The following is a 25,742-nucleotide window of genomic DNA, read 5'->3' as shown; positions in this document are numbered from 1 at the left end:
CACCCACGCCGTCATTGCCCACGCCGTCATTGCCCACGCCGTCCAACCGGCGGCGGCGCCAGTCGGCGACGTCCGTTCGACCGGCAGCCGCAGCGCCAGGGTGCGCACCGTGCTGACGACGTCCCGGGCCGGGTCGAGCTCCCGGATCAGCGGCAGCGGGTCACCGCCGGCGAGGATGCCCGCCCACAGCGGCAGCTCGTCCTCGCGGGCGGGATCGGACGCCCGTTCGGTCAGCAGGCGGGACCAGCGCCGGAACGACGTGTCGACGGGCGGCAGGGCGGCGGGGCGTCCAGCGGAGATGCTCTCCCAGGCGGTCGCGAGGTCCGGCAGCAGGACGCGCCAGGAGACGCCGTCGATCGACAGGTGGTGCACCATCAGCAGCAGCCGGCCCGGCGCGGACCTGGCCGCGTCGAACCACACCGCCTGGAGCATGACGCCGGCGTCCGGGTCCAGCCGGTCCCGGGCGGCCAGCGCCGCCGCGGAGATCGCCCTGGTCAGCGCGTCCCCGGTGAGAACGCCGCCGGGCCCGCTGGTGCGGATGTCGACCCGTTCGAGCAGCGTCGCGACGTCCACCGCTTCGGGGGGCGGCACGGTGAACGTCCAGTGGTCACCGTTCGGGCCGGACGTGCGGACGAGGCGGGCCCGCAGCATGTCGTGCCGGTCCACCAGCGCTTGCAGGATGGCCAGCAGGGTCGTCCAGTCCAGTTCGGCCGGTGTCTGTACCAGCGCCGACTGGTGATAGCCGCTGATCGGCCCGCCCAGCTCACGCAGCGCGTGCATGATCGGGGTCAGCGGGACGGTTCCCGTCCCGTCGTCGCCGCCGGCCCGCTCCGACGCCGGGGCGAGGGCGGTGGCCACCGTGGCCAGTGCCGCCACCGTGCGATGGCGGAAGACCTGGCGCGGGGTGATCCGGAAAGCGGCCGCGCGGGCCTGGCTGACCAGCTCCATCGCGACGATGCTGTCCCCACCAAGGGTGAAGAAGTCGTCGTCGACGCCGAGTTCGGGGACGCCGAGCACCGCGGCGAACGCGTCCCGCAGCGCCTGCTCCGTGAGGTTGCTGGGGGCCCGGCCGGAGACGGTGGCGGTGAAGTCGGGGGCCGGCAGCGCGTTGCGGTCCAGCTTCCCGTTGGGCAGCGCCGGCAGCTGGGGGAGCGGCACGAACGCCGCCGGCACCATGTAGTCGGGCAGCGTACGGACAGCATGGTCACGCAGCGTTGCCACATCCGGCGCCGACAACGCCGCGGGCCGCGGCTCGCTATCCGTTCCGGCCGTCCCCAGCCCGGCCGTCCCCAGCCCAGTTGCCCCCAGCCCAGTTGCCCCCACTCCGGCCGTCCCCAACCCAGTTGTCCCCAGACCGGCCGTCCCCACTTCGGGCTGGTCCGCTTCGTTCGTTCCCGGGGCGGTCGCCGGGGGAAGCGCCGGGGGATCGGTGACCACGTAGGCCACCAGCTGTCGGACGCCCGGACGGCCCTCGCGGACGGTGACCACCACCTGGCTAACGCCGGGCAGTCCGGCGATCGTCGTCTCGATCTCGGCGAGCTCGACCCGGAAGCCCCGGATCTTGACCTGGTCGTCGGAGCGTCCGCCGTACTCGATCTGGCCGTCCGCGTTCCAACGGGCGAGGTCACCGGTCCGGTACATCCGGGCGCCCGCCGGCTCGAAGGGGTTCGCGACGAACCGCTCCGCGGTGAGCGCGGCCCGTCCCAGGTAGCCACGGGCCAGGCCGGCCCCGGCCAGGTACAGCTCACCGGTGACCCCGGGCGGGACCGGTCGCAGGTACGCGTCCAGCACGTACGCCCAGGTGTTGGCCACCGGACGGCCGACCACAGGACGGTCACTGTCAGCAACCCGGGCGACGAGCGCGTCCACGGTGGACTCGGTCGGGCCGTACAGGTTGAAGCTCTCGGTGCCGGTCAGCGCGCGCAGTCGGTTCCACAGCGGCTCCGGGACGGCCTCGCCGCCGAACCCCACCACCGCGAGCGGGCAGCGGTCTCCCGTGACCAGCCCGACGTCGACCATCTGGGCGAGCAGCGACGGTGTCACCTCGATGAAGTCGATGCCCTCCGTTGCGATCATCTGGGCCAGCAGTTCCGGGTCCCGGCGGGCCTCATCCGACGCCACGTGCAGGGCGTGGCCGTCGAGCAGCCACAGCTGCGGCTGCCAGGACGCGTCGAACGAGAACGACCAGGCGTGCGCCACCCGCAGCCGCTCCCGGCCGGTCGCCGCCACCGCCGGCGCGTACAGGGTCTCGCGGTGGCTGTGGAAAAGGTTCACCACACCCTGATGGGGCACGACGACCCCCTTGGGCCGTCCGGTCGAACCGGAGGTGTAGATCACATAGGCCGGGTGCGCCGGCAGCAGGGGCAGCGCCCGGTCGTCGTCGGTGGGGTTCCCGCCGTCGGCGGCGGCGAGGCGGGCGACGGTGGCCGGATCGTCGAGCAGCAGCGTCGCGACGCCGGTGACCGGCAGGCTCGCGGCGATCTGACATGTCGTCACGAGCAGGTGCGGGGCGGCGTCGGCCACGATGTCCGCGAGCCGGTCCGCGGGGTTGTCCAGATCCACCGGCAGGTAGGCGCCGCCGGCCTTGTGCACAGCCAGGATCGCCTGGACGTACCCGGCCGACCGCGGCAGCGCCAGCGCCACCGTCCGCTCCGGTGCCACCCCGTGCTCGACGAGCAGCCGGGCCAGCCGGTTCGCCCGGTCGTTGAGCTCGGCGAACGTCCACCGGGTGGTACCGGAGACGACGGCGACGGCGTCCGGAGCGCGTTCGGCCTGCGCCTCGAACAGCGCCGGCACGGTCGTGGGCGGCACCGCCAGCGGCGTGCCGTTCCACTCCACCAGCATCCGGTGCCTCTCCCGCGGCGAGAGGACGTCCAGCCGGGCGGCCGGCTGGTCGATGTCGGTGGCCATCGCCTCGAGCAGGCCCACCATGGCGGTGACGATCCGCTCCGCGGCGTCCTGGTCGAACAGGTCACCGCGGTACTCCGCGGTCAGGCTCAGCCGTTCGCCGGGCTCGACCGCCCAGGCGAACGGGTAGTGCGTGGCGTCCTGGTGCCCCACCGCCGCGGTGCGCAGCCCGTCCTCCTCACCGAGCTCCGGGCCGTCGGCGACGGGGTAGCTCTCGAACACGATCAGCGTGTCGAACAGTTCCCCGAGCCCCGCGGCCCGCTGGATGTCGGCCAGCCCCAGGTGCTGGTGGGCGATCAGCCCGGCCTGGGCGTCCTGGAGGCGTTCGAGCAGGCCGGCCACGGTGTCGCCGGGCCGCGACCGGACCCGGACCGGGACCGTGTTGATGAACAGCCCGATCATGGACTCGACGCCGGCGAGCTCCGGCGGGCGGCCGGAGACGGTGGCGCCGAAGACGACGTCGTCCCGCCCGGTCAACCGGGACAGCAGAATGCCCCAGGCGCCCTGCACCAGGGTGTTGAGCGTGAGGCCACGCTGGCGGGCCACCGCCGTCAGGGCCACGGTCAGCTCTGTGGACAGCTCCACCGTGCGCAGGTCCGGCACCAGCGGCGGCCGATCCGGGTCGGCCGGCACCAGCAGGGTCGGCTCGGCGAGGCCGTCGAGCGAGCGCGCCCACTCGGCCCGCGCCGCCCGCTGGTCCTGCCGGGCGAGCCAGCCCAGATAGTCACGGTAGGGGACGGCCGGGGCGAGGCCGGCCGCGTCACCGCCCCGCCGGTAGATCTCGGACAGCTCGGCCATCAGCAGGGGCACCGACCAGCCGTCCATCACCAGGTGCTGGTGGGAGATGGCCAGCCGGTGTTGCTGGTCGCCGAAACGCACCAGCAGCAGCCGCAGCAGCGGCGCGGCGGCCGGATCGAAACGGCGCCGCTCCTGGGCCAGGTACCGCTCCCACGCGGTGTGCCGGCCCGCCTCGTCCAACACCGAGACGTCGACCTGCCGCCAGGGCAGCGTCACGTTCCGGGCGACCAGTGCGACCGGGCGTCCCGAGGCGAGGTAGCGAAAGCCGGCCCGCAGGTTCGCGTGCCGCTCCAGCAGCGCCTGCGCGGACCGCCGCAGCCTGGCCGGGTCCAGCGGGCCGTCCAGCTGGAAGGACACCTGGACGGTGTAGACGTCCAGTTCCCCCGCGTCGGGGCCGACGCCGGGATCGCCCGCACCGGGATCGCCGTCGGAAACGGCGGCCGGCCGGCCGGCGACCGGGTTCAGCTCATCGGCCGCGGCCGGATCGGTGTCGGCGTCCGGGTCGGTGTCCGGGTCGAACGAGGCGTGGAAGAGCAGGCCCGCCTGTAGCGGTGACAGCGGGAGGATCTCCGCCGGCTGGGGACGCAGCCCGGCGAGCTCCGCCGCCTCGGCCGCGTCGAGCGCCAGCGGGGGCGCGCCGGTGTCGGCGTGCTCCGCGAGGGCCGCTGGATCCACGGCGTCGGGCAGGATCCCGGCGGCCGACGCGAGCGCCGCCACCGTCCGGTAGCGGAACACGTCCCGTGGGCTGATCGCCAGCCCCGCCGTGCGGGCCCGGCCGACCACCTGCATCGCGAGGATGCTGTCGCCACCGAGGGTGAAGAAGTCGTCGTCGACACCGACGCGCGCCAGGCCCAGCGCCCCGGCGACGAGCTCGGCCAGCAGCGCCTCGCGCGGGCTGGCCGGCGCGGAGTCGGAGACCAGCCCGGCGAAGTCCGGGGCCGGCAGCGCGGCCCGGTCGAGCTTGCCGTTGGGGGTGACCGGCAGCGCGTCGAGCACGACAAAGGCCGCCGGAACCATGTGCTCGGGCAACGCCTCGACCGCCCGGGCCCGCACGGCGTCAACGTCCACACCGCCCGCGCCGGCACCGTGCGCGTCGGCGCTGGCCGGGTGCGCAGCAGCCACGCCGCCCGGTGCATCCGTTGCGTTCGGTACCAGGTAGGCCACCAGGTGGCGTTGCCGGAGGTCGTCCTCGCGGACGACGACCACCGCGCGGGCGACCCTCGGGGCCTGGGACAGCACCGACTCGATCTCGCCGAGCTCGACCCGGAAACCTCTGATCTTCACCTGGTCGTCGACCCGGCCGAGGAAGGCGAGCTCACCGTCGTCGGTCCACCGGACCAGGTCGCCGGTGCGGTACAGCCGGCTGCTCGCCGCCCCGAACGGGTTGGCGACGAACCGCTGCGCGGTCAGGCCCGGCCGGCCCAGATAGCCGCGTCCGAGCTGGACGCCGGCGAGGTAGAGCTCTCCGGGGACGCCCGGCGGCACCGGGCGCATGGCGGCGTCGAGCGCGTACACCTGGGTGTTCCACACCGGACGGCCGATCGGCACCGAACCGGGTGGTAGCGGGCCGGTTGGCAGCGGTCCGGTGAAGCGGGTGGACGTGACGTCGACGGAGGCCTCGGTCGGCCCGTACAGGTTGTCCAGCCGGACGTCCAGGACGCGACGCAGACGGGTGGCCAGCTCCACGGGCAGCGCCTCGCCGCTGCACAGCACCCGCCGCAGGCCGGTGCACCCGGCAGCCGCCGGCTCGGCGAGGAACGCCTCCAGCATGGACGGCACGAAGTGCACGATCGTCACCCGCTGCGATTTGATCACTTCCGTCAGGTACAGCGGATCGCGGTGTCCCTCGGGGCGGGCCATGACCAGCGTCGCGCCGACGGTCAGCGGCCAGAAGAACTCCCAGACCGACACGTCGAAACTGGCCGGGGTCTTCTGCAGCACCCGGTCGTCGGCGGTCAGCCGGTACTCGTCCTGCATCCACAACAGCCGGTTGACGATGCCCGCGTGCGGGACGACGACTCCCTTGGGCTGTCCGGTCGAACCGGAGGTGTAGATCACATACGCCGCCGACCGGGGATCGATCGCGCCACGCCCCGGCAGGCCGTCCGGACCGTCCGACTCACCCCGCTCCAGGCCGCCGATGCCGAGCCCACCGGCATCGAGCCTGTCCACACCGGCGCCGTTCACAGGGAGACCGTTCACAACCGAGTCACCCACAGCGAGGCCGTCCACAACGGAGCCGTCCACAGTGGGACCGTCCACAGCCGAACTGTTCGCGGCGGAACCGTTCACAGCCAGGCCGGCGGCGGAGCCGTTCACGGCCGCTATGACGGCGGGATCGTCGAGTTCCAGGACGGGCACGGCCGTCTCCGGCAGGGCGGAGCGGACCGCCGACGTGGTCACCAGGCAGGTCGAGTGGGCGTCGGCGAGCATGAACGCGATCCGGTCGGCCGGGTAGTCCGGGTCGACCGGCAGGTAGGCGGCGCCCGTCCGATGTATCGCGAGCAGGGTGACGACGAGTTCCGCCGAGCGCGACACCGCCAGCGCGACGATCCGCTCCGGCCCGGCACCCCGCTGGGCCAGCACCCGCGCCAGCCGCCGCGCCCGCGCGTCCAGCTCCGCGTAGGTCAGCTCCGTGCGGGACGGCCGAGCGTGGGGTGACTGCCCGTCGGACGGCCCCCCGTGGGGCGGCTGCCCGTCGGACGACTGCCTGCAGGGTGCCTGCGCACCGTCCGCCTGCGCACCGTCCGCCTGCGCACCGGACAGTTGTGTGTCGGACGACTGTGAGCCGGACAGCGGTATGTCGTCACAGATCAGCGCGATCGCGTTCGGAGTACGCGCGGCCTGCGCACGGACCAGATCCAGCAGGGTTGTCGACTCGTCGACCGGGTGGGCGGTGTCGTTCCAGTCCCGCAGGACCCGATCCCGCTCGAGCGGGGTGAACACGTCCAGCAGGCCGATCGGCTCGTCGGCACCAGCCGCCACCTGGCCGAGCAGCGCGGTGAGCCGGGCCCCGATCCGCTCGACGGTGGCGCGGTCGAACAGGTCGGCGCTGTACTCGATCCCGCCGACGATCCCGTCGCCGTCCGCCGGCTCGACAAAGGCGAAGGACAGGTCGAACTTGGCCGTGTGCTGGCCGAGCGGCTCCGGCCGGGATGGCAGGCCCAACAGCGCCGGCCCGTCCCCGGCACCGGCCAGATAGACGATCATGATCTGGAAGAGCGGATGGCGCGAGAGCGACCGGGCCGGGTTGACCGCATCCACCACCCGCTCGAACGGCACGTCCTGGTGGTCGAAGGCGGCCAGGTCGGTCTCGCGCACCCGGGCCAGCAGCTCGCGGAAGGTGGGATCGCCCGACGTGTCGGTCCGTAGCACCAGCGTGTTGAGGAAGAAGCCCACCAGGTCGTCGAGCGCCTCGTCACCGCGGCCGGCGGCCGGGGTGCCCAGCGGGATGTCGCTCCCTGCCCCGAGGCGGGTGAGCAGCGCCGCGACCGCGGCCTGCAACACCATGAACATGGTGACGTCGCACGACCGGGCGAGCTCGCGCAGACCGCGCGAGAGCTCCGCGTCCAGCGCGAAGTCGACCACTCCCCCGCGGGAGGTCGGCTCGGCCGGACGCGGCCGGTCCAGCGGCAGCGTCAGCTCGCTCGGCGCGCCGGCGAGCGCCTGCCGCCAGAAGGCGAGCTGGCGGGCCAGCAGGCTGTCCAGGTCGGTGGCGTCGCCGAGGACAGCACGCTGCCACAGCGCGTAGTCGGCGTACTGCACCGGTAGCGGAGCCCACGCCGGTGGCGACCCGGCCAGCCGGGCCCGGTAGGCGGCGGTCAGGTCGTCGACGAAGGGCCGCTCCGACCATTCGTCGACGGCGATGTGATGCACCAGGAACAGCAGGACGTGCTCTTCCGGCGCCAGCTCGAAGACCCACACCCGCATCGGCGGTTCCTGCTCGAGCGCGAAGCCGTAGCTCACCGCGGCGGACAGGCGCGCCGCCAGCTCGGCCTCCCCGACCCGTTCGACGTCGATCCGGACTCCGGTGTCGCGCGGCTCCAGCACCTGCTGGTACGCCCGGCCGTCGCGCTGCGGGAAGATCGTCCGCAGGGTTTCGTGCCGCTCCGCCAGGTCGCCTATGGCCGCCCGCAGCGCGGCCATGTCAAGGTGCCCGAAAAGCCGCCAGAGCAGCGGAATGTTGTAGGTGGGGCTCGGCCCGTCAACCTGGTAGAGGACCCACAGCCGCTGCTGGGCGAATGACAACGGCAGCCGTTCAGGTCGCGCGGGAGGCGCCACCCGTTCCAGCGCCGGCCCGGCCGCGCCGGTGTGCTCCAATCGCCTGACGAGCCCCGCCACGGTCGGTGCCTCGAAGACGGTACGCAGCGAAAGCCGCACCCCCAGGGCTGTGCCGATCCGCGCCACCAGACGGGCCGCCAGCAGCGAGTGGCCACCAAGAGCGAAGAAGTTGTCGTCGGTCCCGACCCGTTCCAGGCCGAGAACATCCGCGAACAGCCCGCAGAGCAGATGCTCGCGCGCGGTACGCGGCGAGGCCCCCGACATCCGCGTGGACGGGTCCGGAGCCGGCAGGGCGCGGCGGTCCAGCTTGCCGTTCGGGGTGACCGGCAGCGAGTCGAGCACAAGCAGTGCCGCCGGGACCAGATACTCGGGCAACGTCGCGGCCAGCCGGGCTCGCAGCGCCGCGGTATCCACGTCCTGCCCGGGAGCGGCCACCACATACCCGACCAGCCGCTGGTCACCGGGGCGGTCCTCGCGGACGGCGACCGCCGCCTGCGCCACCGTGCCGTCGGCGAGCAGCGCGGAGGAGATCTCGCCCAGCTCGATGCGGACCCCCCGCAGTTTCACCTGGTCGTCCACCCGGCCGAGGAACTCCAGCTCACCGCTGGGCGTCCAGCGGACGAGGTCGCCGGTGCGGTACATCCGCTCACCCGGGCCGCCGTACGGGTCCGCGACGAACCGCTCCGCGGTCTGCGCGGACCGTCCCAGGTACCCGTGGGCGATCTGCACGCCCGCGAGGTACAGCTCACCGGGGACTCCGGCGGGTACCGGACGCAGGGCGGAGTCGAGCACCGACACACGGGTGTTCCACACCGGCCGGCCGATCGGTACCGACCCCGGACCAGTTCCGGCTCCGTCCGTCATCCCGCCAGCGGCGCCGGGCCCAGCCCGGAACCAGGTCACGTCCACCGATGCCTCTGTCGGCCCGTACAGGTTGTCCAGCCGCGCATGCGGCAGGACCCGGTGGAACCGGTGAGCGAGGTCGGCCGGCAGCGCCTCCCCGCTACAGATCGCCCGACGCAGCCCGGTGCAGCCGGCCGCCGCCGGCTCCGCCAGGAATTCCGCCAACATCGACGGCACGAAGTGCACGGTCGTGATCCGCTCGCGGTCGATCAGCGCTGCCAGGTAGCCGGGGTCCCGATGCCCGTCGGGCGCCGCCACCACCAGCGTCGCCCCGGCGAGCAGTGGCCAGAAGAACTCCCACACCGACACGTCAAAACTCGAGGGGGTCTTCTGCAGGACCCGATCACCCGCGTCGAGCCGGTATTCGTGCTGCATCCAGCACAGCCGGTTGACGATGCCGGCATGCGAGACCATGACGCCTTTCGGTCGTCCGGTCGAACCCGAGGTGTAGATCACGTAAGCCGGCAGGTCGCCGCCGGCGGGCTGCGGAACCTCCTCGGCGTCAAACCGCGTGCCCGGCTGGGCGTCGACCTGTGCGCGGAACTCGGCCGAGTCCACCACTGACAGCGGCACCTCGGTGACCGGCAGGCGTGCGGTGGCCGCGGACGTGGTCAGCACCCTCACGGGAGCGGCGTCGGCCATCATGAACGCGAGCCGGTCAGCCGGGTAGTCGGTGTCCAACGGCAGGTAGGCCGCTCCGGCCTTGTGTACGGCGTAGAGCGCGACGACGAGCTTCGCCGACCGCGGGATGGCCACCCCCACCATCGAGCCGGGCCCGATCCCGTGTGCGGTGAGCAGCCTGGCCCACCGGTTCGCCAGAACGTCCAGCTCCGCATAACGCAGTGTCATGTTCTCGGTGACCAGCGCGACCGTGTCAGGGCTGCGGTCCACCTGCTCCTCGAACAGGCGCGGCAGCGTCCGGGCCGGCACCACGTGGGTGGCACCGGTCCCGTCGGCCAGGAGCCGGCGGCGTTCGTCCGGATCAAGAATGTCGATCGCGGCGAGCGGCCGGTCCGGGTCGGCGGCGACCTGCTCAAGGAGCCGGATCATCCGTCGGGCCAGATGTTCCGCGGCGGTGTGGGCGAGACGGTCGGTCGCGTACTCCAACAGGAGGCTGATCCGGCCTGCCGCGGCGCTTTCCCCAACCCGCTCCACGAGGGTGAAGTGCAGGTCGAACTTCGCGGTCACGACTTCGGTGGGGTACCAGTCCACCGCCTGCCCGAACAGGGTGCCGCTGTCGTCGCTACGACGGTGGTAACCGGTCATCACCTGGAACAGCGGGTTCCGGCCAGCGGTCCGGGGCGGGTTCAACGCCGCGACCACCTGCTCGAACGGGATGTCCTGGTGGTCGAAGGCGGCAAGATCGGTCTGACGGGTCCTGGCCAGCAGCTCGGTGAAGGCCGGGTCACCGGACAGGTCGGAACGCAGGACGAGGGTGTTGACGAAGAAGCCAACCAGGTCATCCAGTGCCTCGTCGGTACGGCCGGCGACTGGAACGCCGAGCGGGATGTCCTCACCCGCTCCCAGCCGGTGCAGCAAGGCCGCGACGGCGGCATGGGCCAGCATCGACATGCTCGTACCGGTCCGCGTACACAGGGCACGCAGCGCCTGCGCCGTCATATCGGGCACCTCGAACCGCACCCGGGCACCGACGCCGTCACGGGCCGCAGGCCGCGGCCGGTCCAGCGGCAGCGGGATCTCCTCGGGCAGGTCGCGCAGCGCGTCCGCCCAGAAGGTCAGTTGCCGGGCGGCCATGCTGTCCGAATCCGCCGGATCACCCAGGAAGCGCTGTTGCCACAGCGTGTAGTCGGCATACTGCACCGGCAGCGGCGCCCATCCGGGCGTCGAACCATTTCGGCGGGCGGTGTAGGCGGCGTCCAGGTCACGTAGGAACGGGCGGTCGGACCACTCGTCCGTGGCGACGTGGTGCAGGACGACCGCCAGCACGTGGTCGGCTACGCCGAGCCGGAACACCGCCAGCCGCAGCGGCGGATCGGTACGCAGGTCGAACGGCCTGGCCGCGGCCTCGGCCACGCGCTCGGCCAGCTCATCCGACGCGCATTCGACGACCATGACCTCCGGCCGGGCGGAGCCGATGTCGAGGATCCGCTGGAACCCGGCGCCCTGATGTTCCTCGACGACGGTGCGCAGGGACTCGTGCCGATCCATCACGTCCACGGCGGCGGCGCGCAGCGCGTCCAGGTCGAGATCACCACGGAGCCGGAACACCATCGGGTAGTTGTAGGCGGTGGCGGTATGCCTCGCGGATCGCCCGCCGCGCTCGCGGTCAACGGGAATCCCTCCCGCCACGAGCCGATCGACCAGCCAGAGCCGCTGTTGAGCCGGCGAGAGCGGGATCCGCCGCGGACGGGGTATGGGCACCACCGCCGGCCGCGGCGGCCGCCCGTCACCGATCCGTACGGCGAGCAGCGCCGGGGTGGGCGCCTCGAACAGATCGCGGATGGCCAGCTCGGCGCCGAACTCGGCCCGCGCCTGGCTGATCAGACGGATGGCGAGCAGGGAATGGCCGCCGAGATCGAAGAAGCTGTCGGTGACCCCGACCTCGGACAGCCCCAGGACCTGCGTGAACAGGGCACACAGACGCTCCTCCTCGGCGGAGGACGGGGCCCGGCCGGGAGCCTGGACGGCGCTGGGCTCGGCGTCCGGCAGGGCCGCGAGATCCAGCTTGCCGTTGATGGTCCGGGGCAGCGCGTCCAGGGTGAGGATCCCCGCCGGGACCATGTAGTCCGGTAGCTGCGCGCGCAGGTGGTCGCGCAGCCGGGCGATCAGCGCGCCGTTGCCGCGCGCGGCGGTCGGGTCGTTGGCGTAGGCGGCCAGCGACACCCCCGACGCATCCGATGTCCTCGCTGTCTCCGCTGTCTCCGCTGTCTCCGCTGCTCTCGATGCCGCTGGTGACACCGGTGTTCCCGATGCCTGGACGGCTGTGTCGGTCGGACGGTAGACGTCGACGGCGGCCCGGCCGGCGAGTTGGTCGGCAGCGACGAACACGGCGTCGAAGCACCCGTGGGCGACCGCGGATCCGTCCTGCCCGTCCCACGGCGCGGCGTCCGGCACAGCGCCGTTCCACGGCGCCGCATCCGGCACAGTGCCGGACTGGGACACGGCGTCAGGCGCCGCGCCGGACCAGGTGGTGAGGACGGTGTAGCCGAGCTGGTCACCCAGGTCGTGCAGCACCTCCGGTTCCACCCCGGCACCGGTCGTGGCAAGCAGCGCCTGGATGTCGGTCACCGTGTGCCCGCCGTCCGGTTGTCCGGACGCGCCCCGCGGGCGCTCGACGACGCTGTCCGGTTGTCCGTCAGCGCTGTTCAGCGTGGACGTCTGATCCACCAGCGCGCGCACGGCCGCGAGCTCGCCCGCGAGGCGCGCGTTCGGGATGCCGCTGACCCGCAGCCTGTCCGGACGGCGATCCCGCAGATGTGCGCGCAGTCCGGCCAGGGCCCCGGCAACCGCGTCCGCTGCCACGCCGTCCACAGCGCCGGCATCCACAGCGCTGGTGTCCACAGGTCCGGTGTCCACAGGTCCGGTGGTGTCGACGGTCGAGATCCAGTTCTGCCAGGGCAGGGTCGGCGCGTCCGCGAGGGAGAGGGTGGACGCCGGGGACCGGTGGATCACCGCGTCGTACCGGTGGCGGGTGAGCTCGTTGTGATGGTGGCCACGCTTGACGCGCACGGTCACCGTGATGCCCGGGATCGCCCGCGGCAGCGCGGCGAAGTAGTCCGGGTCGACGAGCAGTTCCTTGTCGAGGGTGACGCCACGCTCGATGGCGTGGCGCAGCCGTGCCGGCTCGGTCCGCTCGTCCGTGCGGGTCACCGCGACCGCGGTGTGGAAGGCACGGGCCAGCCGCAGGTTGCGCACGTCACCGACGAACAGCGCCCCACCGGGGACGAGCAGGCCCACCGCCGCCGCCAGCACGCCGGTGAGGTGGTCCACGCTCGGGAAGTACTGCACCACCGAGTTGACGACGACGGTGTCGAAGAAGCCGGCCGGCAGCCCGTCGAACACGTGCGCCGGCTGCGCGCGCAGCTCGACGCGGCCGGCCAGGGCGGGATGGGCCGCCACGTCGGCCCGCAGCTTGTCGATGACGGGCGCGGCGATGTCGGTACCCCAGTAGGCCTCGGAGTCCGGCGCGAGCCGGGACAGCAGCAGCCCGCTGCCGACCCCGATCTCCAGCACCTGCCTGGGCCGCAGCTCGCGGATGCGGCTGACGGTGGCCTCCCGCCACTCGCGCATGTGCGCCAGCGGGATGGGCTGGCCGTCGTAGCTGCTGTCCCAGCCGGCGAAGTCCTCCCGGAAGACAGCGGTGTCGATCTCGGTGTACTCGGCGTCGTAGATCTGCTGCCATTCGCCGATCTGCTCGCGTTCGGCCTGGTCACGGGCGTCCCCGGTCAACTCGGCGGGCACGACGTAGCCGACCAGCCGGGTCAGGCCGGGCACGGCCGGGTCCGTGCGGACGGCCACGGCGGCCTGGGCGACCTGTGGATGACGGGTCAGCGCGGCGGAGATCTCACCGAGCTCGACCCGGTAGCCACGGACCTTCACCTGGTCGTCGGTGCGGCCGAGGAAGTCCAGGTTGCCGTCGGGCCGGCGGCGGGCGAGGTCGCCGGTGCGGTACATCCGCGACCCGGGCGGGCCGAACAGGTCGGCGACGAACCGCCCGGCGGTCAGCCCGGGACGGTCGAGGTAGCCGCGGGCCAGGCCCGCGCCGCTGATGTGCAGTTCGCCGACGGCGCCGTCGGGCACCGGCCGCAGCCAACCGTCCAGCAGGTACACGCTGGTGTCACGGATCGGCCGTCCGACGGTTGGGGTGTCACTGTCGGTAGTTCCTCCGCCGAGAGTGTTGATGGTGTAATCAGTCGGCCCGTACAAGTTGTAACCATACGTACCCTCCGTGTCGCGCAGGCGTGACCAGACCACGTCGGAGACCGCTTCGCCGCCCAGCAGCACCAGCACCGGCCGGTGCCCCCCGGTCGGAGCGCCCCGCCCCGGCTCCGCCGGGCCCGCCAGGTCCGCCGTGCTGGCCGTGCTCGGCGCCTGCTCCGGATCGCCGGGGCCGTCCAGCAGCCCGTGCTCGAACAGCAGCCCGGCGTAGGTCGGCGTCACGTTGACCACGTCGACGCGGTGCGTGTCGCAGTAGGCCACCAGAGCCTGGGCGTCGCGGCGCAGCTCCTCGTCGCAGACGTGCACCTCGTGCCCTTCGACGAGCCAGAGCAACTCCTCCCAGGACATGTCGAACGCGAAGGAGACGGTGTGCGCGATCCGCAGCCGCCGCCCGCCGGCGGAGGCGACCGCCGGCCCGAAAATGGCCTCCCTGTGGTTGAGCTGCATGTTCGTCAGCCCCCGGTACGGGGTGACGACGCCCTTGGGACGGCCGGTGGAGCCGGAGGTGTAGATGATGTAGGCGGGGTGGTCCAGCCGGTGCGGCCGGCCGGGAGCGAACCCGGGCCGCTCGTCGTCGGCCAGGCCGTCACCGGGCAGCGCGGCGAGCCGTTCGGCCACCGCCGGGTCGTCGAGCAGGACGCGGGTGGGTGTCGTGCCCACCTCGTCGCGCCCGCGCCCAGCCGTGTCCGTCCCGCCTGCGCCCGCGCTGGTCCCGTCCGCGCCGGTTCCGGCCGCGTCCGCCGTGGCCGCGTCGGGGGTAACCAACAGTGGCTCGACCGTGGACGTGGTGAGCACGCACATCGAGGCCGCGTCGGTGATCATGAACGCCAGCCGGTCGGCCGGGTAGTCCAGGTCCAGCGGCAGGTAGGCCGCGCCCGTCCGCAGCACCGCGAACAGCGCCACGACCATGTCGATCGAACGCGGCAGGGCCAGCGCCACGACCCGTTCAGGCCCGGCGCCCTCGGCGAGCAGCAGGCGGGCCATCCGGTTGACCCGGGTGTCGAGCTCGGCATAGGTCAGACGCTGCTCACCGAAGACGAGCGCTACTTCCCGCGGTGTGCGTGCCGCCTGCGCGCCGAGCATGTCGGCGACCGTGTCGTCGGGCACCGGCACATCACCGGACGGCAACGACTCGCCGGCCCGCGGCGGCTCGTCGGGCGACAGCGTGCCGGGCAGCGGACGCCCGTCCGCCGTCGGGCTTTCGGCCAGGAGCCGAAGCTCCCGCGGGGGGATCAGCTGGAGGCCGCCGGCTCTGGTGCCCGGGTCGCCGGTCAGGCTGTCGAGCGCGGTGGTGTAGCGGGCCAGCAGGGCACCCGCGAACGCGGAGTCGATGACGTCCGGCCGGTAGTGCAGGGTGATCCGCAGCCGCTGGCCCGGGAAGATGACCAGGGTCAACGGGTAGTGGGTGGAGTCGACGTAGCCGGCGTCGTGGACACCGAGCCGTTCGCGCAGCCGGGCGGAGTCGCCGCCCGTCCCGCCGCCGAAGTTCTGCAGCACGTACAGGGTGTCGAACAGCTGGCTGTGGCCGCTGCCGCGCTGCATGTCGGCCAGGCCCAGGTACTCGTGGGGCATCAGCGCGGTGCGCTCGGCGGAGAACCGGCGCAGCAGGTCACCGACCAGCTCCGACGGGTCGAGCGCGACCCGCACCGGCACGGTGTTGAGGAACAGCCCGATCACGCTCTCGACGTCCGGGATGTCCGCCGGCCGGCCCGCGACCGTGGTACCGAAGACCACGTCGTCCCGGCCCACCGCGTTCGACAGCACCAGCGCCCAGGCCACGCTAAGCAACGTGTTGACGGGCACCGCGTGCCGACGGGCCTGCGCCCGCAGCAGCTCGCTCAGCTCGGCGGGCAGCTCGACGGCGTGCCGGTCCGGCAACGCCGGGGTGGGGCTCTGGCCGGCCGGGCCGAGCAGCGTCGGCTCGGCGAGGCCGGCGAGCGCGTCCCGCCAGGACCGGCTGGCCAGCTCGACGTCCTGCTCGGCGAGCCAGCGCAGGTAGTCCCGGTAGGAGCCCGGCCGGGGCAGCCCCCGGTCGTCGCCGGCCTGCTCGTACAGGGTGAACAGCTCGTCGACGAGCACCTGCCCGGACCAGCCGTCCCACAGCAGCACATGGTGGGTGATCGCGAGCCGGTCGCGCCCGCCGCCCAGGCGCAGCAGCAACAGCCGGAACAGCGGCGGGTCGGCCAGGTCGAACCGCCGGGTGCGGTCGTCCGTCATCAGTTCGGTGATCCGCGCGTCCCGTTCGGACGCGTCCAACCCGCTCAGGTCGACCTCGGTCAGCCGGGCCGCCCGGTCCGCGCAGATGAACTGCACCGGGCGGCTGAGCCCGTCGCTGGTGAAACCCGCCCGCAGGCTGGGGTTGCGGGCCAGCAACGTGGCCGCAGCCAGGCGCAGCCGGTCGACCTCGACCCGGTGGTCGAGGTCGAAGGCGACCTGCGCGGTGTAGACGTCCAGCTCACCCATGTCGTAGCTGGCGTGGAAGTACAGCCCCTCCTGCAACGGCGACAGCGGCCAGATGTCGCCGACCGGTCCCGGGGCGATCCGCTCGACAACGTCGATCTCGGTCTGAGTGAGCGCGATCACGGTCAGATCGGACGGGGTCAGGCCGCCGGCGCCGCCGACGCCGCCGACGCCGCTGTCGCTGCCGCCGGTTCCGGTGCCGGTTCCGGTGCCGACGACGGCCGCGGTCAGCTCCCGCAGCGCGTCCGCCCATGCCTCGGCGAGCTCGCGGACGTCGTGTTCGGACAGCCCGCCTGCGGTCCAGGCCCAGGTCGCGGTCAGCCGTGGCCCGTGCGGCGTCTCCTGGCAGATCGCGTCGATCTGCAACAGGTACGGCAGGGCGTGGTCGGCGTCGAAGGCGACGGCGAGCGCGTCGGAGTCCGCGGCGGGCAGCCAGTCCTGCCCCTGGCCCCGCTGCCCGGCCGGGAAGCGACCGAAGTAGTTGAACAGCACCTGGGGCACGGCGGCCCGCGCGAACAAGGGCCCGACCTGGGGATTGAGATAGCGCAGCAGCCCGTGGCCGAGACCGCCGTCGGCGCTGGCCCGCAGCCGCTCCTTGACCTCCTTGAGCGTGGCGACCGCCTCCGACGGCCGCGAGCCCGCACGGGCGCGCCGCGTCGCCGCCTCGCTCTGCCGCCGTCCCCGTTCCTCGGACGATGACCGTGCGGGTTCAGCGTCCGCGTCCACAGCCGGCAGGCGCACGGGCGTGACGCTGGTGAACCAGCCGACCGTGCGGGAGAGGTCCAGGCCGGGCGCGATCTCCTCCCGGCCGTGCCGCTCCAGGTTGACGAGCAGGTCGGCGGAGCCGTCCCGGCCGCCCCGGGCATGCCAGCGGGTGACCGCCAGCCGCAGCGCGGCTAGCAGCACATCGGTGACGTCACCGTTGACCGCGGCCGGCACCGACGTCAGCAGCGGCACGGTGTCGTCGACGTCCAGGCCGACGACGTGCCGGGAGGCAGCACCGACCGTCCCGAACGGGCCGCCGGCACCGGGCAGCAGCTCCCCGCCGGGCCGCAGCGTCTCGCCCCAGTGCGCGAGCTCGGCCAGGCGAGCCGGGGACTGCGCCTGTTCGGTGAGCACGCGCGCGAACGTGCGCAGCGACGTCGCGACCGGTTCGAGGACGGGACGCCGCCCGGCCGCCACCGCCTCCCACGCGGCAGCAAGATCGTTGAAGAGGATGCGCCAGGACACGCCGTCGATCCCCAGGTGGTGGACGGCGAGCAGCAGCTGGCCGGGCTGCCCCGGGCCGGCGTCGAACCAGACCGCCTGTACTACCGTCCCGGCTTCGGGATCGAGCCGTCCGACGGCCGCGTCGGACTCCGCGGCGATGGCCGCGTCGGACTCCGCGGCGATGGCCGCGCGCAGCCGGGCGGCGTCGAAGCCGGCCACGTCGACGCGGTGGAGCAGGTCCGCGGCGGTCACCGCGGTGGCCAGCAGCGTCTCCAGCGACCACAGCGCCGGCGGCGCCCAGCCGCCCGGTTGTAGGCCGCCGGCCAAACGGCCGCCGCTGTGCTGCTGGCCGGTAGTCGGCAGGCCGCCGAGAGAGGTCAGTCGCAGCCGCAGCGCGTCATGGCGTTCGATCACGGCGGCGAGCACCGCGGTAATCGTCTCCGTGGTTGCCGCCGCCGGGGTGTCGACCAGCATCGAGAGGTTGAACCGCCGGATCGGGCCGCCGGCCTCCCGCAACCGATGCATGATCGGCAGCAGCGGCACGTCACCGACGCCGTCGGGATCTCCGATCGCCGCGGCCACGGCCCGCTCGTCCGGCTCGCCGCCGTCCGCCGGCCCGGCACCGGCATCCACGTTCGCGTTCGCGTTCGCGTTCGACGGCCCGACGAACGCCGCCAGCGCGGCCGGGGTCCGATGGGCGAAGACGTCCCGGGCGCTGATCTCCATGCCCTCGCGGCGGGCCCGGCTGGCCACCGCGATCGACAGGATGCTGTCGCCGCCGAGCGCGAAGATCTCGCAGAGCGCGCGCTCCCGATCGTCGCGCGGGCCGCGCACCGGTGCCCGGTGGACGGCGGGCGCCGGCAGCGCGTCCCGGTCGATCTTGCCGTTGGGGGTCAGCGGCAGTTCGTCGAGCACCACGAACGCGTCGGGCACCATCGGCGCCGGCAGCGCGGCGGCCACCGACGCCCGCAGCGCGTCCAGGTCGAGTGACGCCCGCGGCGCGTCCTGATCGAGTCCACGGCCACGGCCACGGCCGGAGCCGGAGCCGGCGTCGAGGCCGGGGCTGGGCGAGCCGGTGGGGCGGGCCGGCCCGCCCAGCCGGCCGGGGGCTGGTAGGACAGCTGGTACGATATAGGCAACGAGCCGGGCGGCGCCCGGGCCGTCCTGGCGGACGACCACCGCAGCCCGCCCGACGCCGGGCTCGGCGGCGAGCCGGGCCTCGATCTCCGCGAGCTCCACCCGGTTGCCGCGGATCTTGACCTGGCGGTCGGAGCGACCCACGTAGACGAGCGCGCCGTCGGCCCGCCGGACGATGAGGTCACCGGTGCGGTACATCCGCGACCCGGGCGGGCCGAACGGGTCGGCGGCGAACCGCTCGGCGGTGAGACACGGGCGATCATGGTAACCGTGGGCGAGCTGCGCCCCGGCGACGTAGAGCTCGCCCGGCACCCCGACGTCGACCGGCTCGAGCCCGGCGTCCAGCACGTACAGGCGGGTGCCCGGCACCGGCCGTCCGATCGGCACCGCGGGCCCGCCGACGAGCACCGCCGCAGCACTCGCCCGTGCGGCAGCGGACGCCGCCGCGGTGTCTGCCCGCGTGGCAGGTGCCGCCGCGGTGCCTGCTGGGACGGCGGCAGGTGCCGCCGCGGTGCCCGTCTGGGTGGCGCCGAACTCCCAGCGGGTGACCAGCACGGTCGTCTCGGTCGGCCCGTAGACGTTCGACACCGGCACGCCGGTCAGCTCGTACCACCGGGTGGCCAGGTCGGTGGTCAGCACCTCCCCGCCGGTGATGACCCGGCGCAGGCCGCCGACCCCGCGCCGGTCGCCGGTCATCTCGGCGTACTCCAGGTACGCCGCCAGCGTCGAGGCCACGAACGCGAGCGTGGTGACCCGCTGGTCATGGACGAGCTCGGCGAGGTAGCGCGGGTCGCGATGGCCGTCCGGACGCGGCAGCACCACGGCGGCACCGGAGCACAACGGCCAGAAGATCTCCATGACGGAGGGGTCGAAGCTCGTGGAGGTCTGCTGGAGCATCCGGTCGTCCCCGCCGAGGGCGAACGCGCTCTGCAGGGACGCGACCAGGCCGAGGACGGCGCCGTGGCTGACCACGACGCCCTTGGGCCGCCCGGTCGACCCGGACGTGTAGATCAGATAGGCGGGATGGTCCGCTCCCGGCGCGGCCGGGCCGGCGTTCCCGGGCCCTCGGACGTCAGCTTCCGGGGGCTTCGCCGCCAGCGTCTCGGCCGTCGCCAACGCCTCCGCCAGCGCCAGCGCCTCGGCCGTCCCCAGGGCGGCGGCTGAATCCTTGGTTGTAACCGGATCCCCGGCTGTGGCCGGATCCCCGGCCGTGGCCGAAGCCGGATCCGCGTCCAGGATCTCGATTGTCGGCTCGCCGGTGCCGCCGATGCCGCCAGTGCCGCCAGTGCCGCCAGTGCCGCCAGGGCTGAGGACGACCCAGCGCAGGCCGTCGACCGGGGCGAGCCGGTCGCGCAGCCGCGCCTGGCGGTCCGCGGTCGTCACCACGACCCGCACACCCGAATCGGCGACCATGAACGTCGCCCGTTCCGCGGGATAGTCCACGTCGACGGGCAGATAGGCCGCGCCGGTCTTCAGCACACCGAGGATGGCGACCACCAACTCCACCGACCGGGCGGCCGCGACGGCGACGACCCCCTCGGGGCCCGCGCCCAGCGTCCGCAGCCGCGCCGCCAGCACCGTCGCGCGCCGGTCGAGCTCGGCGTAGGAGAGCGCGTCCCCCTCGAACACGAGCGCGGTCGCCTCGGGGGTACGGGCTACGTTCGCCGCGAACGCGTCCACCAGCGTCGGGTACGGCCGGGCATGCTCCTCCCCGGTCAGCGTGTCCCCGGCCGGGGTGTCCACAGGGAACGCGTCCACAGCAGGCGCGTCTCCCGGGGCCTGTGGAGAACGAAGCCTCCACACCTTGCCGGCGTCCACAGCAGGCGCGTCCCCGGCGGGCGTGCCCCCGGCCAGTGCCTCGACGGCGCGGGCCCGGATGTCGGAGGCCACCGCCGCGGCCCGGCCCACCGGCAGCTCGGGATCGTCGACCAGGGTGCGCAGCACCTGGCCGAACCGCCGCGCAATCCGGTCGACGGTCGCGTCGTCGAGCCGGGCCGCGTCGTACTTGAACTGGACGTCCAGCCGCCGGCCCGGGGTCACCAGAACGGCCAGCGGAAAGTGCCCGACACCGAAATCGGCGACGTCGGTGACCCGCAGGCTGCCCGTCGGGTCGGTGGCGTCCGCGTCCATCGGGTAGTTCTGCAGCACGACGACGGTGTCGAACAGGTCGCCGAGCCCGGCCAGCCGCTGGATCTCCCCGAGGCCGAGATGCTGGTGGTCGAGCAGGTCGGACTGCTCGGCCTGCAGCCGGGCCAGTGCCTGCGCGAGCGGCTGGTCCGCGCGCCAGCGCATCCGCACCGGCAGGGTGTTGATGAACAGGCCGACCATCGCGTCCATCCCGGCGACGTCGGCGCCCCGGCCGGAGACGGTGGTGCCGAAGACCACGTCCGTGCGGCGGCACAGCCGGCCGAGGACCAGGCCCCAGGCGCCCTGCACGACCGTCGCGAGGGTCAGGCCGTTGTCGCGGGCCCGCGCGAGCAGCGCCGCGGTGACGTCCTCGGGGAGCTCCAGGCCGCGCCGGCCGGCCCGGAACCGGGCGGGCGGCTGGTCGTCGGCGATCAGTCGGGTCGGTTCGCCGAGGCCCACGAGGGCTTCCCGCCAGGCCTGCCTGGTCTGCGTCCGCTCGAGGCCGGACAGCCAGCGCAGGTACTGGCGGTAACGGGTGACGGCGGGCAGCCGTGCCGCCCGCTCCGACACCCCGGTGATGGCGTCCCGGCCGCGGTGCGGGTCGTAGAGCGCGAGCAGGTCACGCAGCATGACCGGGACGGACCAGCCGTCGGCCACGATGTGATGATGGGTGATCAGTAGCCGGTGGCGCCCGTCGCCGAGATGCAGCAGCGTGGCGCGTACCAACGGCGGCCGGGCGAGGTCGAAGCGATGGGCGAACTCGGCCGCGGCCACCGCCCGCGCCCGCTCGGCGCGGTCCGCCGCGGCCACCTGTGACAGGTCGACGACCTGCCAGGGCAGGCTCAGCCCGGCGGCGATCACCTGCACGACCTGCCCGTCGGGCCGCTGGTGGAAGGACGCGCGCAGCGGGGCGTGCCGGTCCAGCAGGCCCTGGGCCGCCGCGTGCAGGGCATCCGCGTCGACGTCGCCGGCGAACTCGGCCACCACCTGCACGATGTAGACGTCCGGATCGGCGTCTTCGGGGTCGCCGGTCCGGTCCCCCGGCACGCTCCCGTCCACCAGCACGGCCGCGTCCACGGACGCTCTGCCCACAGGTGCGGCGTCCACAGGTGCGGCACCCACGGACGCTCTGCCCACAGGCGTGGTGTCCACAGACGCGGTCCAGCCCACTGGCAAGGTCTCGTCCACAGGCAAGGCCCGGTCCACAGCCGAGGTCTCGTCGAGCAGCGTGTGGAAGAAGAAGCCCTGCTGCAACGGTAACAGTGGGAGGACGTCGGCCAGGCCCGGGACGTCGGCCGCCAACCCATCGACGTCGTCCTGCGTCAGCTCGACCAGCGGGAAGTCCGACGGTGTCCAGCCGCCGGCCCCCGGTGTGGCGGCGTGGGCGACCAGCGCGCCGAGCGCGGCGAACCAGCGCTCGGCGAGCGCGCGCACCGCCGCGTCGTCCAGCAGCGCCCGCGGCCAGGCCCAGGTGACGCCGAGCCGCGGCCCGTCGGCGTGGTCCTCGGTGAAGGCGTTGATCTCCAGCGGGTACGGGGCGACCGGCATCGCCGCGTCGTAGCCTCCGGCGAGCACACCGAACCCGGGCACGGCCGTCCAGGGCACATCTGTGGCGCCGTCGGTCTGGAAACGGCCGAGATAGTTGAAGCTGATCTGCGGCCCGGGCAGGTCCCGCAGCGCCCCGGCCGTCTCGGGGTTGAGGTAGCGCAGCAGGCCGAACCCGACGCCGTGGTCGGGCAGAGCGTGCACCTGCTCCTTGACCCGCTTGAGCGCCCGGCCGAGGCCGTCGCCGGCGACGTCGGCGAGCAGGTCGTCGAGCACGGCCGGCCCGGGGTCGAGCCGGACGGGGAAGATGCTGGTGAACCAGCCCAGCGTTCGGGAGAGATCGACGCCCTCGACGATCTCCTCCTCCCGCCCGTGCCCCTCGAGCGCGATCAGCACCGACTGGGCGTCCTCGACGCCGTGGTCCCGCCGCCACTGGCGCACCGCCAGCGCCAACGCGGTCAGCAGCACGTCGTTGACCCCGGCGTGGAACGCCGCCGGCACGCTGGTCAGCAGCGCGAGCGTGTGTTCCACGGGAAACCTCAGGGTCAGCCGCTCGACGCTGGCCAGGTCGCCGACGGGGTTCAAGGGCCGCGCGGTGAGCGCGGGGTCGGGGCCGGTGAGGATGTCGGTCCACAGTGGCAGCTCGGCGACCCGCCCGGGCCGGCGCGCCTCGTCCACAAGCAGGTGCGCCCAGCGGCGGAACGACGTCCCGGCAGCCTCCAGGTCCTTCGGGCCGGGGGTGCGGCCGGCGGCCACGGCCTCCCAGGCGGCGGCCAGGTCCGGCAGCAGGATCCGCCACGACACCCCGTCGACGACCGCGTGGTGCACCGCGAGCAGCAACGACCCCGGACGGCTCTCTCCCGCGTCGAACCACACCGCCTGCGCCATCACCCCGTCGGTGGGGGCGAGCCGCGCGCACGCGTCACCGGCCGCGGCTTCGATGATCTCCCGTAGCCGGTCACCGGACGCCTCGCCCACGGCCACCCGGCGCAGCCACTCGCCGGCCCGCACCGAGCCCACGGGCGCCACCCGCAGCGTTCCGTCGGCACCGGGCCCGGCCCGCAGCAGCCTGGAACGCAGCAGGTCGTGCCGGTCGGCCAGCGCCTGCAGCACGGTGGCGATCCGCTCCCCGTCCGCCCCGGCCGGCAGGGTGACCAGCATCCACTGGCTGAAGCCGTCGATCGGGCCGCCGCACTCGTCCAGCCAGCTGACGATGGGCGTGAACGGCACCTCGCCCACGCCCGCGCCCAGCGCCTCCACGGCCACGTTCTCGGCGTCGGTGGCCACCGACGCGAGCTCCGCGACCGTCCGGTGGGTGAAGACCTGCCGTGGTGTGATGACAAGGCCGCCGCGGCGGGCCCGGACCACCAGTTGGATCGAGACGATGCTGTCGCCGCCGAGGGCGAAGAAGTCGTCGTCGACGCCGACCTCCTGCAGGCCGAGCACCTCGGCGTACAGGGCGCACAGCAGTTCCTCGCGCGCGCTGCCCGGGCGCCGTCCGGAGACCGGTACTGGGCTGTCCGGGACCGGCAGGGCCCGGCGGTCCAGCTTCCCGCTCGGCAGCACCGGCAGGCGCTCGAGCGGCACGAACGCGGTCGGCACCATGTGGTCGGGCAGCCACTGCCGCGCGTGCGACCGCAGGGACCTCACCAGCGTGGCCACGTCCCACGAACGCGCCGGCCGGTCGTCGGACGGAGCCAGCGGCGCCGGCACGGACAGCGCTGGCTCCGACGACTCCGACGACTCCGACGACTCCGACGACTCCGACGACTCCGACGACTCCGACGACTCCGACGACTCCGACGCGGCGGCCACCGGCACGGAGGGGACGACGTACACCGCGAGCCTGGGGACGCCCGGGATGTCCTCCCGCACGACGACGGCCACCTGCGCGACGGACGCGTGCCTGGCCAGCACCGACTCGATCTCGCCGAGCTCGATCCGGTAGCCGCGGATCTTCACCTGGTCGTCGGCGCGTCCGACGAAGTCCAGCCGGCCGTCCGGGCGCCAGCGCACCAGGTCACCGGTGCGGTAGAGGCGTTCACCCGCGGCGGAGAACGGGTCGGCGACAAACCGCTGCGCGGTCAGGTCCGGCCGGCCAAGGTAGCCGCGGGCCAGCCCCGAGCCGCCAAGGTAGAGCTCGCCGACGACCCCGGGCGCGACCGGGCCGAGGCGGGCGTCGAGCACGTACGCGCGGGTGCCCGGGTCGGGCCGCCCGATCGGCACGGTGGATCCCGACGGGCCGTCGGGATCGCACTCACCGAGGGTGGAGTTCACCGTCGCCTCGGTCGGGCCGTAGGCGTTGAACATCCGCCGGCCCCGGCCGTAGCGCCTGACCAGCTCCGGCGAGACCCGCTCGGTGCCGGCTAGCAGGGTCGCGCCGGGCGGGAGCGCCGCGTCCGCCGGCAGCGCCGCCAGCAGCGCCGGCGGCAGGATCATGAAGGTGACCTCGTGCTCGCGCGCGTAGTCCGCGAGCGGCGCGCCCGGCACCCGCAGCTCGGCCGGGACGACGACCAGCCGCCCGCCCGAGAGCAGACCCAGGCACAGGTCCCAGAAGGCGACGTCGAAGCTGGGCGAGGCGAACTGCAGGACCCGGCTGTGCGGGCCGACACCGAGCCGGTCACGCTGGGTGGCGACCAGTTTGGCGACGCCGGAGTGGGAGAGCACCACTCCCTTGGGCCGGCCGGTCGAGCCGGAGGTGTAGATCACGTACGCGGTGTTGAGGACGTGCAGCGGCCCGTGCCGGTCGGCGTCGGTGGGATCCGCCGCGGACGCGCCTGCCACGGCCGCGGCGGTCGCCGGGTCGTCGAGCACCAGCCGTGACATGCCCGGGGCGTCGGGGACCAGGGGCTCCAGCGACGCGGTGGTGACGAGGCAGACGGGCCCGGCGTCGCCGAGCATGTAGGCGACGCGTTCGGCCGGGTAGTCGGTGTCCAGCGGCAGGTAGGCACCGCCGGCCTTGAGCACCGCGAGCTCGGCCACGATCATCTCCACCGACCGGGGAAGCGCCAGCGCGACCACCCGCTCGGGGCCGACGCCACGCGCGATCAGCGCATGGGCCAGGCGGTTCGCCCGCGCGTTGAGCTCCGCGTAGGTCAGCCTCGTGCCGGTGGATGTGCCGGTGGATGTGCCGGTACCGGCACCGGTGTCAGTACCGCTGTCCGCACCGGTGGACGTGTCGATGCCGGTGGGGGCGGCCGTGCCGAACACCAGGGCCATGGCGGTGGGGTCGCGGCGCACCTGCGTCTCGAACATCTCGGGCAGCGTCCCCGGCGGAACCGGGCACGCGGTGTCGTTCCACTCGACGAGGATCCGCCGCCGCTCCCGCGGCGACAGTTCGCCTCGCGGCCCGCCCCCCGGCGCGCCCTGCGGATCGCCCCCTGCCAGCGCCCCGGAGACCGGTTGGCCGGCGTCCCCGTACCCACCATCGGCGGTCCGCACGTCGGTCACCACTTCGTTACCGGACACCGATAACC

At 73.7% G+C, this 25,742-nt stretch carries 2 pseudogenes; both read right to left on the bottom strand.

Annotated features, from left to right (window positions below):
* Window positions 1-126 precede the first annotated feature (126 nt).
* Window positions 127-1,155, bottom strand: a pseudogene (locus FSYMDG_RS29885) (condensation domain-containing protein); the annotation flags it as partial.
* 264 nt (window positions 1,156-1,419) lie between these two features.
* Window positions 1,420-25,485: pseudogene (locus FSYMDG_RS29880) on the bottom strand (non-ribosomal peptide synthase/polyketide synthase); the annotation flags it as partial.
* Window positions 25,486-25,742 lie beyond the last annotated feature (257 nt).

Source organism: Candidatus Protofrankia datiscae, assembly GCF_000177615.2.
GTDB lineage: Bacteria > Actinomycetota > Actinomycetes > Frankiales > Frankiaceae > Protofrankia > Protofrankia coriariae.
The sequence above is the reverse complement of the archived record's forward strand: the minus strand, read 5'-3'. Positions and strand labels throughout refer to the sequence as shown.